General features: G+C 60.5%; 17 protein-coding genes. 10 read left to right on the top strand and 7 right to left on the bottom strand.

The features are described 5' to 3' along the window. Positions 1-99 precede the first annotated feature (99 nt). The 3 genes from CQ13_RS22785 to CQ13_RS22795 are packed head-to-tail and all read right to left on the bottom strand — an operon-like array spanning position 100 to position 2,604. A complete protein-coding gene (locus tag CQ13_RS22785) occupies positions 100-639 on the bottom strand; it encodes a 4-hydroxylaminobenzoate lyase (protein WP_057845109.1) in 540 nt (179 codons plus the stop codon). Between the two features lie 31 nt (positions 640-670). Further along, a complete protein-coding gene (locus CQ13_RS22790; RefSeq protein WP_057845077.1) occupies positions 671-1,399 on the bottom strand; it encodes a nitroreductase in 729 nt (242 codons plus the stop codon). Further along, the gene (locus CQ13_RS22795) at positions 1,375-2,604 is read right to left on the bottom strand and encodes an ABC transporter substrate-binding protein (protein ID WP_057845078.1); all 1,230 of its coding nucleotides are present in this window, start codon (positions 2,602-2,604) and stop codon (positions 1,375-1,377) included. Before CQ13_RS22795 ends, CQ13_RS22790 begins: the two co-directional genes overlap by 25 nt. 260 nt (positions 2,605-2,864) lie before the next feature. Here CQ13_RS22795 and CQ13_RS22800 point away from each other — a divergent pair, with 260 nt between their 5' ends. Next, positions 2,865-3,857: a LysR family transcriptional regulator gene (locus CQ13_RS22800; protein WP_057845079.1), complete on the top strand. Its 993-nt coding sequence runs from the start codon at positions 2,865-2,867 to the stop codon at positions 3,855-3,857. A gap of 158 nt (positions 3,858-4,015) precedes the next feature. Here the strand turns inward: CQ13_RS22800 and CQ13_RS22805 are convergent, their stop codons facing one another. Together CQ13_RS22805 and CQ13_RS22810 are read right to left on the bottom strand one after the other, a co-directional pair. Continuing rightward, the gene (locus CQ13_RS22805; RefSeq protein WP_057845080.1) at positions 4,016-4,522 is read right to left on the bottom strand and encodes a cupin domain-containing protein; all 507 of its coding nucleotides are present in this window, start codon (positions 4,520-4,522) and stop codon (positions 4,016-4,018) included. 28 nt (positions 4,523-4,550) lie between these two features. After that, positions 4,551-5,426, bottom strand: coding sequence for an SDR family NAD(P)-dependent oxidoreductase (locus tag CQ13_RS22810; RefSeq protein WP_057845110.1), 876 nt, complete (start codon positions 5,424-5,426; stop codon positions 4,551-4,553). Positions 5,427-5,516: 90 nt separating this feature from the next. Between CQ13_RS22810 and CQ13_RS22815 the strand changes: the two genes are divergently transcribed. Together CQ13_RS22815 and CQ13_RS22820 are read left to right on the top strand one after the other, a co-directional pair. Further along, the gene (locus tag CQ13_RS22815; RefSeq protein ID WP_057845081.1) at positions 5,517-6,743 is read left to right on the top strand and encodes a Rieske 2Fe-2S domain-containing protein; all 1,227 of its coding nucleotides are present in this window, start codon (positions 5,517-5,519) and stop codon (positions 6,741-6,743) included. A 41-nt stretch (positions 6,744-6,784) separates the two neighbouring features. Then, positions 6,785-7,120, top strand: coding sequence for a Rieske (2Fe-2S) protein (locus tag CQ13_RS22820; protein ID WP_057845082.1), 336 nt, complete (start codon positions 6,785-6,787; stop codon positions 7,118-7,120). A 39-nt stretch (positions 7,121-7,159) separates the two neighbouring features. On the opposite strand, the gene CQ13_RS41330 is transcribed toward CQ13_RS22820, so the two are convergent. Next, positions 7,160-7,744 carry a MarR family winged helix-turn-helix transcriptional regulator gene (locus CQ13_RS41330; RefSeq protein WP_197427395.1) on the bottom strand — a complete coding sequence of 195 codons (585 nt, stop codon included), beginning with the start codon at positions 7,742-7,744 and terminating at the stop codon, positions 7,160-7,162. A gap of 200 nt (positions 7,745-7,944) precedes the next feature. Here CQ13_RS41330 and CQ13_RS22830 point away from each other — a divergent pair, with 200 nt between their 5' ends. Then, positions 7,945-9,120 (top strand): ABC transporter substrate-binding protein, encoded by a 1,176-nt coding sequence (locus CQ13_RS22830; protein WP_063800124.1) that lies wholly within the window; start codon positions 7,945-7,947, stop codon positions 9,118-9,120. Positions 9,121-9,254: 134 nt separating this feature from the next. Here the strand turns inward: CQ13_RS22830 and CQ13_RS22835 are convergent, their stop codons facing one another. After that, positions 9,255-10,043: an IclR family transcriptional regulator domain-containing protein gene (locus tag CQ13_RS22835; protein ID WP_245309269.1), complete on the bottom strand. Its 789-nt coding sequence runs from the start codon at positions 10,041-10,043 to the stop codon at positions 9,255-9,257. A 98-nt stretch (positions 10,044-10,141) separates the two neighbouring features. On the opposite strand from CQ13_RS22835, the gene CQ13_RS22840 reads away from it, so the two are divergent. The 6 genes from CQ13_RS22840 (at position 10,142) to CQ13_RS22865 (ending at position 16,043) form a co-directional block, all read left to right on the top strand. Further along, on the top strand, positions 10,142-11,398 hold the full coding sequence (locus CQ13_RS22840) for an aromatic ring-hydroxylating dioxygenase subunit alpha (RefSeq protein WP_057845084.1): 1,257 nt from the start codon (positions 10,142-10,144) through the stop codon (positions 11,396-11,398). 10 nt (positions 11,399-11,408) lie between these two features. Beyond that, positions 11,409-11,879, top strand: coding sequence for an aromatic-ring-hydroxylating dioxygenase subunit beta (locus CQ13_RS22845; protein WP_057845085.1), 471 nt, complete (start codon positions 11,409-11,411; stop codon positions 11,877-11,879). Further along, positions 11,876-12,886: a PdxA family dehydrogenase gene (locus CQ13_RS22850; protein ID WP_057845086.1), complete on the top strand. Its 1,011-nt coding sequence runs from the start codon at positions 11,876-11,878 to the stop codon at positions 12,884-12,886. Before CQ13_RS22845 ends, CQ13_RS22850 begins: the two co-directional genes overlap by 4 nt. Further along, positions 12,883-13,911 carry a 2Fe-2S iron-sulfur cluster-binding protein gene (locus tag CQ13_RS22855; RefSeq protein WP_057845087.1) on the top strand — a complete coding sequence of 343 codons (1,029 nt, stop codon included), beginning with the start codon at positions 12,883-12,885 and terminating at the stop codon, positions 13,909-13,911. The genes CQ13_RS22850 and CQ13_RS22855 overlap by 4 nt, the downstream gene beginning before the upstream one ends. Further along, positions 13,908-14,894: a Bug family tripartite tricarboxylate transporter substrate binding protein gene (locus CQ13_RS22860; protein WP_057845088.1), complete on the top strand. Its 987-nt coding sequence runs from the start codon at positions 13,908-13,910 to the stop codon at positions 14,892-14,894. Before CQ13_RS22855 ends, CQ13_RS22860 begins: the two co-directional genes overlap by 4 nt. A 693-nt stretch (positions 14,895-15,587) precedes the next feature. Next, positions 15,588-16,043, top strand: coding sequence for a (2Fe-2S)-binding protein (locus tag CQ13_RS22865; protein WP_057845089.1), 456 nt, complete (start codon positions 15,588-15,590; stop codon positions 16,041-16,043). Positions 16,044-16,045: the final 2 nt, after the last annotated feature.

Raw genomic sequence — 16,045 nt, forward strand, 5'->3', positions numbered from 1 at the left:
GGAACCAATCCGTTCGATTTCTTATGATGGTCGACTGGCAAAAATGGAGACAATCGACGGGACGTCTTTGCCAGATCGCGAGCGACCGCTGGTTGGTCATCAGGACGGAGCTTGGAAGTCGTACGAGATACGGCCGGCCGGGAGGTAGAACAGCGCGATAACAGAACCGCCCTTGACTTCGGGATAGTGCCGGCTACCGGGATCGGGTGCTGTCCAGCCCGGCCCATGCCATCCCTGCAACCCCTTCAGCTGGGCGCCCTTGTCCAGCGGAACGACTAGGTTCAGCTCACCATAGGGATGGCCGTGATACTGTCCCCGCAATACGTCGTTTTCGTCCTCGTCCTTGAAGCGACGCGGATCGCTGCTGTTCATGTAGACGGCCGTGATACTGAAGTGGAACGTTTCGGGCGACGGTTCGTGGATCCGACTGCGCCGATAGTTGGGCCCCTCCACCTCCTGATTCGCCGCCCAGCCTTCCTCAACCCCGATTTTTATCAGGCGAGCGAGATCCTGATACAGTTGGCTCTCGGCGCCGTATTTCTCGTTGAGCCATCGCTCCATCTTCGCGCCAGGCGTCATATCCTTTACTTCCCGAAGGAACGGAATGCTGCATTGAATGAGTTCTTCTCGGCTTCCCATAATCGTCTCCTTCCTTGCCACGTCTGCTGCTTTATTCATCAAACCCTGCAAACGAAGCGAACTCGCCGATGTCCGCCCTCGGCATCAACCTTGCGCTTGTCGTCTGCCTTGCACAGCCGATCGAGATTCCACACACCACCATCTGCTCGTCTGGAATCGACAGCAGCGGGCGCAGTATCCTGTGATACTTTGCGAATGTTTCCTGTGGGCAGGACTGCAGGCCGCGTCCCGCGGCGGCCAGCATCACGTTCTGAACGAACATTCCGAGGTCAAGCCAGCTTCCCGTCTCCAGGCGCCGATCGATCGTGATGATCAATCCGACCGGCGCGCCAAAGAATATGTAATTCTTGGCCGTCTGGTTGGCGCGGGCTTCACCATCGGTTTGGGCTACGCCGAGCGAACCGTAGAACAGACGGCCAAATTCCTGGCGGCGATTCAGATAGGGCGGCGGCAGTTCGGTGGCATAGTATTTGTATTCAGAAACATGCTCGTCCCGAGCGTTCCTGTGAGCCTCCAGCAGGGCCGCTGACACTCTCTGCTTCGAAGCGCCCGCGAGCGCATACACGCACCATGGCTGGATGTTGGCACCGCTCGGCGCAAACCGCGCAGTGCGAAGGATCTCCTCGATGGTGCGGCGCTGCACCGGCCGATCGGAGAACTCGCGGCAGGCATATCTGCCCGCGATGAGGCTATCGATCGATTTCCTTGAAGAGCCATCGACGGGACCGGCAACTACTACTGTTTCCTCAGGAGCGGACATCCCCCTTCCTCCATTGGCCTGAATGCCTCCTCGCCTGGAATTGTCGCGAGCAGCTTGTAATAGTCGAACTTGTATTTGGATTCCCCTGGAGCTTTGACGCTGAACAGATACATGTCCCTCACCAGGCGACCGTCGTCCCTTATCTTCGCGTTCTTGGTCATGAAGTCGTTCACGGGCGTGGCGCGCATCTTTGCCGCGACGGTCGGACCGTCCAGAACTCCGGCGGCTTCGACCGCCTTGAGGTAGTGCATGACAGCGCCATAGGTGCCTGCGTGAATCATGGTCGGAACCTTCTGGGTCTTCTCGACGAAGCGCTTCGTCCAGGTCCGCGTTTCTTCGTTTAGGTCCCAGTAGAATGCCGAACTGAGAAGCAGGCCTTGCGCGCTTTGAAGTCCGAGGCTGTGAATGTCGGCAATAAAAACAATTAACCCGGCGAGCTTCTGGTACCGCGTGATCCCGAATTCGCCAGCCTGCTTTACCGCATTAACAAAGTCGCCGCCCGCGTTCGCGAGCGCGATTACGTTCGCTTTCGACGATTGAGCCTGCAACAGGAAGGAAGAAAAGTCAGGCGTATTTATCGGGTGCTTTACAGCGCCGACGACTCGGCCGTCGGTTGCATCGATAACCTTGCGGCTGTCCGCCTCGAGTTGCGCTCCCAGCGAGTAATCAGCCGAAAGGAAGTACCAGGTCTTTTCGCCAAGCCGTGAGATCGCCCTGGTCGTGCCTTGCGACAACGCATACGTATCGTAGGTCCAGTGAACGCCGGTCGGCGAGCATTCGTCACCGGTCAGCCGAGACGTCGCCGCACCTGTCGCGAGAAATATCTTCTTTTTCTCGCGGGTAATGCCCTGCACGGCCAACGCCACGGCGGAATTGGGCACATCGAGAATCACCTCGACGTTTTCGTTTTCGAGCCACCGCCTCGTGAGAGTCGCACCGATATCGGCCTTGTTCTGATGGTCCCCGTAAACGACCTGGATCTGACGCCCCAGCACCTTGCCCTTGAAGTCGTCGACAGCCATTTGCGCGGCGATCACAGAGCCTTGCCCGCCATTATCCGCGTAAAGCGAGGACATATCGGTCAGAATTCCAAGCTTGATGGGGCTCTCCTGCGCCGCCGCGCAGGTCACGAACAGCGCAGATGCCAGGACCAGCCCTGCTTTTTTCCTTCCGATACGTCCGGTCCGTCCAGCGTAGAGTTTCATAGCCCGCTTCCTCCGAATACCACGGCGTGATAATGACAGGGCGGTGTCTCGGCGGAAGTGAAAGTCTTGCAGATTTCCCCTGAGCCGCATTCACATTGCAACCACACCGTTCCATCGCTGTGCGCGGCATCGAAACGCGCATCATTGCGGTGTGCGCATGTTACCGGCATCATCCCGCGTCGAAGACGAGATTGCCTCGGCAATGCTGTTGGACTTAACTGGAGCCGGGCGGCGTCTCCGAGCCCGCCTCTGACGGGATCATGATCGTGGCGGTCTCATTCAAAACCCTGGACCTGAATCTTCTCAAGGTTTTCGATGCCGTTATGGAGGAAAGGAGCGTCCTTCGGGCAAGCCACAAGGTTGCGCTAAGCCAGTCAGCTGTCAGTCACTCGCTCGCGCGGTTGCGCGACATGCTGGAGGATGATCTGTTCGTGCGCACGGCGTCCGGCATGCAACCGACGGCACGCGCGCTATCGATGGCGCCGCAGGTTCGGGAAGCACTACGCTCGCTCGAGGCCGCAGTTGAACAGCCGATCTTTGACCCGGCGGCGTCGACGAAACAGTTTACGTTGGCGGCGAACGATTTCACTACAATGGTGCTTGCCTCTCACTTGCTGACGATACTCGGCCGGGAGGCGCCCTTGATCGACCTCGCCATCAAGCCGGTCACAAGAATTGATTTGGCCGAACAGATCGACCTCGGACGCATCGATGTCGCAATAGGCGTCTTCTCAACTCCTCCCAGCCGCTTTCGAAGTGCCCTGTTGTTCGAATACGACGACGTATTGATCGTGGGAGGCAAGCGCAAGCTTGGCAGGCTCGATAAGGCAAAGTTCGCGCAGTTGCCATTGGTCGTCGTCTCCTTTGGAGGCGAGCAGGAGGGAGCAATCGACGGGTTCATTTCCGAGCGCGGCCTTGCACGGCGGTCGGAGATGTATGACCGAGCGGCGCTGGAGCGCGCTTTCATTGAGAGCGATTGTCCACCGCGAATTGCCGTTTCGTTGCCACACTTTCTTGCCTTACCAGCGTTGCTAAGGGATTCCTACCTGGCGGCAATCGTTCCCCGTCCCTTGGCTAGAGCACTCGAGCAAACATACGAGATCGCTACCTACGAGCTACCTTATGCCACCACATCGGTGGAGGTGCGATCGATCTGGCACGAGCGCGTGGAGCACGAACCTTCACATGAATGGATCCACGAGATCCTCCGGCGCGCTACCGAGGAACTCAGAAGCAGACCACACAGGACATAATGGATTACGATCGACCCTGCAGCGCACTCCACTCCGTTAGCCGACTTGCGCGCATGAGGTGATGACGCTTCGCGCCTACGTGACCGCAGGCATTTCGGCAATCGTTGAGCCTGCTCGATATCGATCGCCATTACTGGCACGCTTTTGCAGCCGTCCGATCAGTCGATATACGTCGTTAGCTGTGCCCCCTCATCAGCGACAAACACGGCGATCAGCTCCGCAGGCTCCGTGTTGCTCGCGTTGGCCGAGACAACGTGGGTTGCGCCCGGCGGCTCGAAGAAGGATTGCCCGACGGTGAAGGTTTCGAGAGGATCGCCGGCAAGCTGCGAACGGACCTCGCCCTTGGTGATATAGGCAGTCACCGAGCCGGCGTGGCGATGAGGCCGGGTAAAGCCGCCGGGCCCGTAGGTGACGCGCACGATGGTCACGCGCTTGCCCGGTACGTTCGGCAGGGCATGGGATGAAATCAATTCGACCTTGTCGAGCGGCGATCCTGCGGCATTGCTGACGGAGCAAAGCGTATCGGCAACAGCCAGGGCCGCGTTGACTGTCAGCGGCAATGTCTTTGCAATCGCCAGCGCGCACAAGAGTCCCGAGGCGACGGCCAGCGTCAGCTGATGCCAGTCTCGGTTCGAAACCGGATTTCCTCCCAATGCAACGATCATCGATACCTCCTGTTGCTCGCGGTTTCCGCTAGTTGGATGTGATTGGGGTGAAGACCGAAAGCGGCGCAGGATCGCGGCTGGGCGGAGGTGGGATTTTCCCATCGATATCGGTGAACCCGTATTCAAGCGCCAGTTCAGAGGCCAGCAGGATCTCGCCCGTCTTCTCCATGACGGCCGGATCGGCGGCCAGGGCAGCAACGGCTCGTCCGGCGAACTGGGGCGTTTCGCCGCGCTCGGCGATCAGCTTTGCAAGCGCCGGCGGCACGCGATCGGGCTGCGCCGCGAGTTTTTCGCTCTTGATGTATCCAGGCCAGATCGAAACGGCGGCGATGCCGTATCGCCGCAGTTCGTGCGCCATGTCGCGGGCCATCCTGTCGACACCCGCCTTTTGCACGCCGAAGGCGACATTGAATGTGTAACGGATCCCGCCGCCTGAAGACGTGTTGACGATCAAACCCCGTCCCTGCGGCAGCATGAGCGGCACCGCCAGCCGGCTTGCCACCAGATGCGAGCGGAGGCCGACGCGCTGCATCGTGTCCCAGAGCGACATCGGTGTCTGCCAGAACGGCACATTGACCGGCATGACACTCGGCGCCGCAAAGACATTGTTCACGAGGACATCGAGGCGGCCATATTCACGCTGTATCCGTTCGAAGACGGTCTGCACCGAATTGTCGTCCGAGTGGTCGCACAAGAGGCCTGCGCCGGTTCCGCCGGCCGCGTCGATGGCCTTGACGGTTTCGTCGAGCGATCCGGGCCACTCAGAATCGCCGCCGGCACGTGTCCTTGCCGTGACAATGACGGTCGCTCCGGCCTCGGCGAGGCCGATGGCAACTCCCTTTCCGACGCCGCGGCTTCCGCCCGTCACCAGCGCGACACAATTCTTCAAGCTAGCGTTTGCCATCGTCACCACCCAGCGCAGACGCATTGACAATATATCTTCCTCGGAAGATAATATGCAAAACTCGCCCATGTCAATCGAAGGGAACGCGTCATGGTCTCCAGGGAAGAAAACGATTTGTTGTGCCGCGTCATCGGCGACGCGCCGATGGGACGCATGCTTCGGCAGCATTACTGGTTGCCCGCCATCCTCTCGGTGCGCGTTCGCAAGGGTGAGGCGCCCGTTCGGGTAAAACTGTTCGGCCGCAACTTCGTGGCCTTCAGGGGAGGTGATGGGCAGGTCGGCTTTTTGGACGAAGCCTGTCCCCACAGGGGAGCCTCGCTAGCTCTGGGCCGAGTCGACGATTGCGCGGTGACCTGCCTGTTTCACGGATGGCGGATTAGCGCTCGCGGCGAAGTGCTGGACGTGCCGAACGAGCCGAACAATCCCAAGGAATTCATGAAGACCGTAAAGGTCAAATCCTACCCGACGCGCGAAGGGGCCGGCCTGATCTGGGTCTGGCTCGGCGAGGGGACTGCGCCTCCCGCGCCGGATTTCGAGTGGATGGATCTGCCTCCCGAGCAGTGTTACACCGCCGGCATCGAGCTCAATGCGAACTGGCTGCAGGGCGTCGAGGCCACTATCGACTCGTCCCATATCGCACTTTTGCATCAGAGCTGGACGACGGCGTCGGCGTCGGATTTCGGGGCCACGCGGCAGAATACGGCCGTAGGTTACGAGTTTGAAAAGAAGCCGTACGGATTCCGCGCAGCAGCACTGCGCGCGATTCCCGATGGATCCCGCCTCGCCCGCGTCACCGAATTCGTGATGCCCTATTACGGGCTTATCCCGCCGGTCTTCGGCACCGGGCCGATGCAGGACCGCACCGCCATCATCGCCGTGCCGATCGACGACGAAAACCTGATCCAGTGGTACATCTTCTACAATCCGGAGCGGCCGTGCGACTCGTTCCGCCGGGTGCAGCGCGCCAATCAATGGCCTATGGCAGGCGGCCTGCCGGGCGACCGCAGCAACAATTGGGGACAAAACCGCGAGATCATGACGGCCGGCAACGCCACCGGTTTCCACGACATCCCCACTGAAGATTTCGTGGTGATGGTGAGCATGGGGCCGATCGTCGATCGCTCGCAGGAATATCTCTGTTCGGCCGACCAGGCGATCATTCGGGTCCGCCGTGAACTGCTCGACGAGGTCCGACGCTTCATGAAAGGACAGCCGCCGAAGAGCGGTCAGGGCGAGGCGATGTCTTACAAAAGCATCCGGGCCGTTGGTGGCAAACTGGCCTCGCCCGCCGATGACTGGCGCACCCTTCCGGCCTGAGCCCACCAGAGCAATTGTCCTGGTTCACCCCGGAGCATTCGATGACCACAACAACCACGAGCTGGAAGCATCTATGCGCGGCCGCAAAACTCAGGGAAGGCGAGCCGCTGGGCTTTACGGTCGATGAATTGCGGATCGGACTCTACAAGATCGATGATGAGATATTTGCAACGGACGACGTCTGCCCGCACGCCTTTGCGCTGCTTTCGACCGGCTTCATCGAAGGCCACGTCGTCGAATGCCCCCTGCATGGCGCCATGTTCGATGTGCGGAACGGGGAGTGCCATGCGGGCGACTATGACGACATCAGGGTATTCCCCGTGGAGGTTCGCGACGGCGAAGTCTACGTAAATATCGATGGCGCGGCTGCCGCATGACGCGAACGCGGCGCGATTGCAGGCCGGTTGCCGGGCGCGCTAGTCCGCCGCCCGTTTCTTGCGCGTGCCTTTCTGCACCGTGGTTACCGTCAGCAGCTTGCGCAACGCACGATCGAGCGCGGCAATCTCCGTCTGCGTCAAACCGCTCTCTTCGCTCACGCGCTCGACGACGCGCGCGATTTCGGTAATGCCGCGATCGGCGGTCGCAAGGCCCTTTGCCGTCAGCCGCACAAGTTCAGAGCGGCCATCATCGTTGGCCGAGACACGAAGGATGAAGCCGCCCTCCTGCAGCCTTGCCACGCGCTTGGTCATGGCGCCGGAGGTGACAAGCAGGGCCCGGAACAGGTCGGTCGGGCGCAGCTCATAGGGCTTGCCCGACCTCCTGAGGGCCAGAAGCACGTGAAGCTCGCCGGTCTGCAGGCCGACGGTCTTCGAAATCGCCTGCACCCTCATCTCGTGCAACTGATTGACGCGCTCCATGCGGAGCAGCGTGCAGGCCATCGCCATGTCGAGGTCGGGGCGCTGCTGAAGCCATGCCGCCTCGATGTCGTCGTAGAGGGTCGCCATCGACTTCTCCGCTTCCCTTGCGACTCCAGCCTTGCGGGACACGCTTTTCTTCGCCATCGCCCAGTTCTTCCTCAAGCCAAAACAACCGACGAATCCGAAGTCTATCATCGCGAATTTTCGGTGTCGCCCGGCGGCTTTCCCCCGCCGGGTCGCCGGTGATGTTAGCCGAAGGGCGACCATTTGCCGCCGCGATGCAAGCTTGACAATATACCTTCCACGGAAGACAAACTGATCTAACAACAAGATGGGAGGAAGGCATGCGGAGCACATGCTGGATTTTGGTCGCCGCATTGGCCGTTGCAGTCTCGCCGTCCAGGGCGGAGGAACTGATTCTCGGGCAAACCATGCCGTACAGCGGGCCTGCGTCCGCGCTCAGCGCGGTCGGCAAGGTTCAGACCCGCTACTTCGAGATGATCAACGACAAGGGCGGGATCAACGGCCGCAGGGTCAAGCTGATCTCGCTGGATGATGCCTATAGCCCGCCTAAGGCCGTCGAACAGACACGCCGGCTGGTCGAGAGCGATGGCGCAGTTGCGATATTCGGCAGCATGGGCACGGCGCAGAATGCAGCGGTGCAGAAATATCTGAACAGCCGAAAGGTCCCGCAGCTTTTCGTCTTTGCGGCAAGCGATCGCTTTGCCGATCCCCATGCCAGCCCATACACGCTTTCGGGGATGACCTTGTTCAGCACTGAAGCGACCGTTTATGCAAGGCTCGTATCCAGCACGATTCCGGCGGCTCGCGTCGCGGTGCTCTACCAGAACGACGATTACGGCCGGGAGTATCTTCGCAGCTTCAAGGCAGAATTGGCCCGGCTCGACCCCAAGGCCGAGATTATCGCCGCAACTCCGTACGAGGTCACATCGCCCACGGTGGATTCGCAGGTCGTTTCGCTGGCCAGCACCAATGCAAACGTGTTCCTGAATGCATCGACTGGAAAGTTCACCACGCAGGCGATCCGCAAGGCCGGCGAAATCGGCTGGCGCGCCCAGCAGTTCCTGCCGATCGGCAGCAATTTCGTTGCGACGATCCTGCGGCCGGCCGGACTGGAGTATGCAAAGGGTGCGATATCAGCGACGCCGACCAAGACGGTTGGCGATCCCGAGTGGGTGAAAGACCCCGGCTATCTTGAATGGCTGGATTTCATGAAGAAGTATTATCCGGAAGGCGATATCGAGGAGCAGCTGAACTTCACTGGTTGGAACGTGGCCATGCTGATGACGAAGGTTCTCGAAGCCTGCGGATCAGACCTTTCGCCCGAAAACATCATGAAGCAGGCCACCTCCCTGAAAGAGGTGAAACTCCCGGGCCTGATTCCGGGCATCACCGTGAATACGAGCCGCGACGATTACCGGCTGATAAAATCGCTTCGACCCCAGCGTTTCGACGGAACGAAGTGGGTTCCCATATCCGGAATACTCGCAATCAAATAGTCAACTACACCGCAGCAGGGAGATGTAGAGGTGCAGGCCGCATCATTGTCACGACATCGGTTGCGTCGTTTGAGATTCAGTCCCGAAGGCCGCAAGCTTGGCACGCCGTTCGGTTTCCACGACGGACAACGCCCCTACAATACGCGCCCCAGGCCGTCGGCGTGCCGCCGCAATACTGGCACAAAGCCCTTGATCATCTGCTGGACGGTAATCCGCGCCGATGACGCGCTCGCGCTCATCGCCGCCACCACCGATCCCCGCGAGTCCACCACCGGCACCGCGATCGATCGCAACCCGATTTCCAGCTCCTCATCGGTGACCGCGTAGCCAAGACGTTTCGCTTTTTGCACGGCATCGCAAATGGCCGATGCCTTGATGAGGCTGTGCTTGGTCCTTGCCGCGAATCTGGTGCGGCCAAGATAAGCCGCGATCTGCTCGTCGCGCCAGGCGGAGAGCAAGACCCGCCCCGTTGCCGAGCAATACAGGTCGATGCGAGTGCCCAGCCCAATGCCGGTCGTCACCAATCGCTCGGCTTCGGCGCGGGCCACGAAAAGGGCGGCATCCCGGTCCAGGATCGCAAGCGAAATCGACTCCTGGAGCTCGTTGCGCGCGGCGGCGAGGAATGGTTGCGCGACGACGGGAAGCGACCGCGTCTCCGAATAGGCGTTACCAAGTCCAAGCAGGCGCGGCTGCGGCCGGAAATACTTGCCGTCGAACTCGAGATAACCAAGTTCGACCAGAGTGAGCAGGCACCGCCGCGCCGAGGCGCGTGACGTGCCGGCCGATATCGCCGCGTCGGAAACCGTCATGCGGGTCCGATCGGGCGAGAACGCCTCAATGATCGCGAGACCTTTGGCGAGGCCACCCATGCCCTCCGGCAGTCGTTGGATTCCCTGAACGGATTTGGATGTCTTACCGGTCATATTGACAATCGCCTTTTTCAGGGTGATCTTGACTTGGACACTTGTTCGATAATCGAACAAAACCGACGAGCCGTCAAATTCGCGTCAGGAAGGCATCCATGCTGGATCAGATCATCCACAGCAAAAGCGAACCCGGACAGAGCTGGCCGAGCGAAAGCCTGACCCGTGTGCCCTACTGGATATTCCAGGACCGGGACACCTACGCGGCGGAGCAGAAGCTGATCTTCCAGGGTCCGTCGTGGAATTACCTGTGTCTCTCGGTCGAACTGAAGAACACCGGCGACTTCATCACGACGTTTGTCGGCGACACCTCGGTGATCGTCGCCCGGGATTCAGACGGCGAGTTGTACGCATTCGAGAATCGCTGCGCTCATCGCGGCGCTCTGATCGCGCTCGAGCCGCGCGGGAACACCAAGGATTTCAGTTGCGTCTATCACGCCTGGACCTACGACCGGCAAGGCAACCTCAAGGGCGTCGCGTTCAAGGACGGCATCAAAGGCAAGGGTGGGATGCCCGCCTCGTTCTGCATGGAGGAACATAATCCGCGCAAGCTCCGTCTCGCGGAAGCATTCGGAATCGTGTTCGGAAGCTTTTCCAACGACGTTCCGCCGCTCGAAGAGCATTTGGGCGAAGAGATTTATTCGCGGATAGGCCGGATCATGAACGGCCGTACACCGGTGGTGCTCGGCCGCTTTACGCAGGCGCTTCCGAACAACTGGAAACTATACGTGGAGAACGTCAAGGACTCCTATCATGCCAGCATCCTGCATCTGTTCTTCACCACGTTCGAGCTCAATCGCCTGTCGCAGACGGGCGGCATAATCGTGGATCCCTCAGGCGGCCACCACATCAGCTTCTCGGCAATCGAGCCCGACGGCGCGAAGGACAATGAATACGCCGAGCAGGACATCCGCTCGGACAGTGAGTTCAAGCTGGCCGATCCTTCCCTGCTGCAGAGCTTCAAGGAATTTCCTGACAACGTGACGCTGCAGATCCTGTCGGTGTTTCCGACATTCGTCTTGCAGCAGATCCAGAACGCGATTGCGGTGCGCCAGGTCGTGCCGCGCGGAACCGGGCAAACCGACCTGCACTGGACGCTACTCGGCTTCGCCGAAGATACGCCGGAGCAACGGCTCGTGCGCCTCAAGCAAGCCAACCTCGTTGGCCCGGCCGGGTACATTTCTATGGAAGATGGCTGCGTCGGCGGCTTCGTGCAGCGCGGCATCGCCGGCGCCAGCTGCGAGCAAGCGGTCATCGAGATGGGCGGTGCGGGCACCGACAGCAGCGAAAGCCGCGTCACCGAGGCGTCGGTACGAGGGTTCTGGAAAGCCTATCGCGCCCGGATGGGCATGTAGGAGCCGAAGCGTGATTCAAGACGTCGTCAACCTGATCAATCATGTGCAAGGCGCCTATGTGCGCTGCATCGACAACGGCCAGCTCGAAGCCTGGCCCGACTTCTTTGAGGAGAATTGCACCTACAAGATCACGACAGCGGACAATTACGCACTGGGTTTGGAAGCCGGCGTGATCTTCGCCAATTCGCGGGGCATGCTATGCGATCGGGTGGCCTCGCTACGTGAAGCCAACATCTATGAGCGCCACGTCTACCGGCATTTCCTTGGCCAGCCATGGATACTGGCGGAAGACGCCGCGGAAGTCAGCAGCGAAACCTCCTTCTTCGTCGTGCGCATCATGCGCGGCGGCGCGACCGACGTCTATGCCACCGGCCGCTACCTGGATGTCTATCGCCTGAACGGAGGTGCGCCGAAAATTCGCGAGCGGATCGTCGTCTGTGACAGCTCGCGTTTTGACACGTTGCTGGCGTTACCACTGTGAGCGGCGGCAAGACGATAGCGCTGACGATCGGCGATCCGAACGGAATCGGCCCCGAGATCGCGCTGAAAGCGGCGGTCGAAATGGCCGGCAGGGACGATATCCGGGTGATTCTGCTCGGGGACGAGCATGTGATCCGGCACTATGGCGAACGCTACGCCGGCGATGCACACCTTCGGCAAGCCGGGACCTCATCGCCTGCGGGGACCGGCGGTATCTTGTTCCATGCGGTCGATGCGTTGCCGTCCGCCAGTTTCCGGCCGGGAAATATCGATGCCGCGGCCGGCCGTGCAACCGTCGCTTATGTGGAAGCCGCCGTCGGCCTGGTTCGCGGCGGCGCAGCCGACGCCATCGTCGGATGCCCGCATAACGAGACAGCGGTCAACGCCGCCGGCATCCCGTTTTCGGGATATCCCGACCTGATCGCGCGGCTCACGCATACGCCGGAGGACAAGGTCTTCATGATGCTGGTTGGTGGCGGCCTGCGCATTCTTCATGCCACGCTGCATGAGCGCATCCATCACGCGCTGGCCCGCCTGACCCCCGATCTTATCGAAGAGGCGGGCATGGCATGTGCCGCCACCTTGCAACGTCTGGGCGTCGCAAATCCCCGGATCGGCATTTTCGGCATCAACCCGCATGCCGGCGAGAACGGGTTGTTCGGCGACGACGACGATCGCATCACGGCGCCGGCCGTCGATCGGCTGCGCAAGGCCGGCATCCTGGCCGAGGGACCCGTCGGCGCCGATATCATACTCGGCCGCAAGGATATCGACGGGTTTGTCGCGATCTATCACGACCAGGGCCATATTCCGGTCAAGCTGCTCGCCGGCCGGAACGCATCGGCGCTATCGGTCGGCGCAGGCGTGCTGTTCTCGAGCGTCGGCCATGGCAGTGCGTTCGATATTGCCGGGCAGGACAAGGCCGATCCATCGGCCGTGCTGCGCGCCCTTCGGCTGATCGGCAACCTTCCGGCGGCGCCAAAGCTCGCTTCGGAGAGTGCGGCATGACGTTCACCGTCCACGTCGCCGAAAGCGAGCTGTCCTTTCCATGCGAACCGCGCGAGTTCGTGCTCGACGCCGCCGAGCGCGCCGGCTATTCGATGCCCTCGTCCTGCCGCAAGGGTGTCTGCAACACCTGCGAGGCCGTGCTGCTCTCCGGCGAAGTCGAGCAGCGCGGCAGGGGCCGGCGAACGGCGCGAGACGGCTCGGCATTGGTGTGCCGAGCCCAGCCACGTGCCGACCTGACCATCCGCCCCAAGCGCTTTGAACGGATCGATATCTTTCGCCGCAAGACCATCACGGCGACCGTGTACAGGCTCGCCCGGCCTGCGCCTGATGTGACCATCCTGACGTTGCGCTTTCCGATCGGCCTGCGAGCGCCGTTCAAGGCTGGTCAGTATCTGCAGGTCGTCATGGAAGACGGCGATCGCCGGAATTTCTCGATGGCGAATGCGTCGCGCCACAATGACGGCGCGGAATTGCACATCCGGCATGTTCCGAACGGAAAGTTCTCGGAGAAAATCCTTTCGGGATTGGCGGCCGGCGACCGATTGCAGGTCGAAATCCCTCATGGCGACTTCCATCTGCGCGTGTCGCCGCGGCCCGTCATCCTGCTCGCCAGCGGCACCGGATTCGCGCCGATCAAGTCGATCGTCGAGACGGCGATTCACGCAGGCAATGACCGCGCGATGCATCTCTATTGGGGCGCGCGCACGCGCGAAGATATCTATCTGTTTGATCTTGCCGCAAACTGGCAGCGGCGGCTGCACTGGTTCTCGTTCACGCCAGTGCTTTCAGACGCAGCGTCATGGCCGGGCCGCGCCGGGCTCGTCCACAATGCAGTCCGCGAAGACCACACGGATCTGTCGGGGGTGCAGGTCTATGCCTGCGGCAATCCAAAAATGGTTGACGCTGCGCAGCGCGGCTTTACGGCAGATCACGGCTTGCCCGAAGCCGAGTTTTTTGCCGATGCCTTCGTCGATTCGGGACCATCCGCTTCATACGATCCTCAACCGGTATCGATCCAATCATGAGAACAGCAACATCGCTCTTTTTCTCGGTCGCCATCACTGCAATCCCACTGCTATGCGCCATCGATGGCCGCGCTGACGACGCCGCGAATTATCCCTCGCAAACCATCAAGATCATCGTGCCATTTCCGGCCGGAGGCACCGCCGATATCCTGCCGAGATTTGTGGCCGAGAGGCTGCGTCAGAAATGGAATCAACCTGTCATCATCGAGAATCGATCGGGCGCCGGTGGCAATATCGGCGCCGAGGCGGTCGCAAGCAGTGTCGCGGATGGCTATACGCTGCTGGCAAGTCCTCCCGGTCCGATCGTGATCAACGAGAACCTCTACAAGAAGCTATCATACCGGCCCGCAGATCTGATGCCGATCATTGTGCTCGGAACGGCGCCGAACGTGCTCGACGTGCGGCCAAACTTCCCAGCAAGGACCGTGCAAGAACTGATCGCCTATGCCAAGGCAAATCCGGGCAAGGTTACATTTGCCTCTCAAGGCAATGGATCAACGTCTCATCTGACAAGCATTCTGTTTCAGAAACTTACGGGCACCCAGATGGTGCACATCCCTTATCGCGGGACGGCGCCTGCCCTGCAGGACGTCATGGGCGAAACCGTCGATCTGTTCTTTGACAATCTCGGCTCATCAATGAGCCTGCACCAGAGCGGAAAGCTTCGCATACTCGGCGTCTGCGGCGCCGAGCGCTCGTCTTCGCTTCCCGACATTCCGACCGTCCGCGAAGACGGCGTGAGCGAATTTTCTTCTGTGACATGGTTTGCGTTGGTAGCCCCCGGCAAGACTCCGCCAGCCATACTTGCAAAACTCAATTTTGCCATCACCGAAATTTTGAAAGAGCCCGATATCCAGCACCAATTTGCGAAGCTCGGGGTCACCCCCGCCCCCATGGACATTCCAGCAACAGCCCGGTTCATCGATGCCGAACGCGCGAGATGGGGCGGAATCATCAAATCCGCCGATATCACGCTCGAGTAAGGCAGCAATGCGGGTCGTGGCTGGGACCGTCAGCATCATCTTGCTAGCAGCGGGGTTGACCCGCATAGTCGTGCAACGACCCGAACTCGGCCTACTTGATCGGGACGAAATTTGTGACGTTTCCGGATCCAAGGTGAATCTTTTCGTGCATGGGCCTCATTTCCATCGATGCCGGCTCAGCTGACACTTCACGCATGGTGCCCAGATCACGGTCGTGGAGCGAGCGGACCATCGAGGTCTGGCGTCGACGAGAGGCGGTTCCTCGGCCTGTTCTGGAGAAAACAAACGGTGACGAAACTGGCCGGCGGCCGTTTGCCGAGTAGGAGGCCAAAAGTCTAGTCCGCATTCAGTCGCTGTATCGGCAATCAATGCCGTCGCGTCCTGCACACTTGCCTTGATTTACGAATGGCAAAGAGGTCCGTCGCAGCTGTATTCCCCGCTGCTATGGAAACTATACTTCCCGGTTATTAGAAAATTTCGTCCCGCGCGGCGATCATTGGCTGCCACTGTCGCAGATTTCATCGAGTAACGCCCAGCGCAACCTCAGTCCGAATCCAACGACTCCGCGCACCGACGAGGACGCGCTATCTCCCCGAATATACCGCATCGGGCAACTTGATTCTGCCGAAGAAACTTCAATGTGTGGGCGTTCGTCGGCTAACCGCTCACTCCCAACGCGTTCAAGAGGGATCCATGGCTTTCACGTTAAAGATCAACGGCACACCCCGTAAGGTCGATGTCGACGGCGACATCCCGCTTTTGTGGGTGCTGCGCGACGTGCTCGGCATGACCGGGACCAAGTTCGGCTGCGGCCAGGCACTGTGCGGCGCCTGCACCGTGCATCTTGGCGGCCAGCCGGTCCGGTCCTGCCAGACGCCGGTCGACAGTGTCGGCGACAATGTGATCACCACGATCGAGGCGATCGGCCGGACGCCGCAGGGCGCGGCCTTGCAGAAGGCATGGCTGGAACTGGAGGTGGTGCAGTGCGGCTACTGCCAGTCCGGCCAGATCATGTCGGCGGCGGCGCTCCTGAAGGAGACGCCGAAGCCGACCGATGATGACATCGACGCCGCCATGTCGGGCAATGTCTGCCGATGCGGCACCTATCACCGCATCCGCGCCGCGATCAAGCATGCTGCAGGAGTTTGAAA

It is taken from the genome of Bradyrhizobium retamae (assembly GCF_001440415.1).
Lineage (GTDB): Bacteria > Pseudomonadota > Alphaproteobacteria > Rhizobiales > Xanthobacteraceae > Bradyrhizobium > Bradyrhizobium retamae.

Coding starts and splice junctions, on each gene's coding strand:
- CQ13_RS22785 (WP_057845109.1), bottom strand. CDS start 639: ATGGGAAGCCGAGAAGAACTCATTCAATGCAGCATTCCGTTCCTTCGG.
- CQ13_RS22790 (WP_057845077.1), bottom strand. CDS start 1,399: ATGTCCGCTCCTGAGGAAACAGTAGTAGTTGCCGGTCCCGTCGATGGC.
- CQ13_RS22795 (WP_057845078.1), bottom strand. CDS start 2,604: ATGAAACTCTACGCTGGACGGACCGGACGTATCGGAAGGAAAAAAGCA.
- CQ13_RS22800 (WP_057845079.1), top strand. CDS start 2,865: ATGATCGTGGCGGTCTCATTCAAAACCCTGGACCTGAATCTTCTCAAG.
- CQ13_RS22805 (WP_057845080.1), bottom strand. CDS start 4,522: ATGATCGTTGCATTGGGAGGAAATCCGGTTTCGAACCGAGACTGGCAT.
- CQ13_RS22810 (WP_057845110.1), bottom strand. CDS start 5,426: ATGGCAAACGCTAGCTTGAAGAATTGTGTCGCGCTGGTGACGGGCGGA.
- CQ13_RS22815 (WP_057845081.1), top strand. CDS start 5,517: ATGGTCTCCAGGGAAGAAAACGATTTGTTGTGCCGCGTCATCGGCGAC.
- CQ13_RS22820 (WP_057845082.1), top strand. CDS start 6,785: ATGACCACAACAACCACGAGCTGGAAGCATCTATGCGCGGCCGCAAAA.
- CQ13_RS41330 (WP_197427395.1), bottom strand. CDS start 7,744: ATGGCGAAGAAAAGCGTGTCCCGCAAGGCTGGAGTCGCAAGGGAAGCG.
- CQ13_RS22830 (WP_063800124.1), top strand. CDS start 7,945: ATGCGGAGCACATGCTGGATTTTGGTCGCCGCATTGGCCGTTGCAGTC.
- CQ13_RS22835 (WP_245309269.1), bottom strand. CDS start 10,043: ATGACCGGTAAGACATCCAAATCCGTTCAGGGAATCCAACGACTGCCG.
- CQ13_RS22840 (WP_057845084.1), top strand. CDS start 10,142: ATGCTGGATCAGATCATCCACAGCAAAAGCGAACCCGGACAGAGCTGG.
- CQ13_RS22855 (WP_057845087.1), top strand. CDS start 12,883: ATGACGTTCACCGTCCACGTCGCCGAAAGCGAGCTGTCCTTTCCATGC.
- CQ13_RS22860 (WP_057845088.1), top strand. CDS start 13,908: ATGAGAACAGCAACATCGCTCTTTTTCTCGGTCGCCATCACTGCAATC.
- CQ13_RS22865 (WP_057845089.1), top strand. CDS start 15,588: ATGGCTTTCACGTTAAAGATCAACGGCACACCCCGTAAGGTCGATGTC.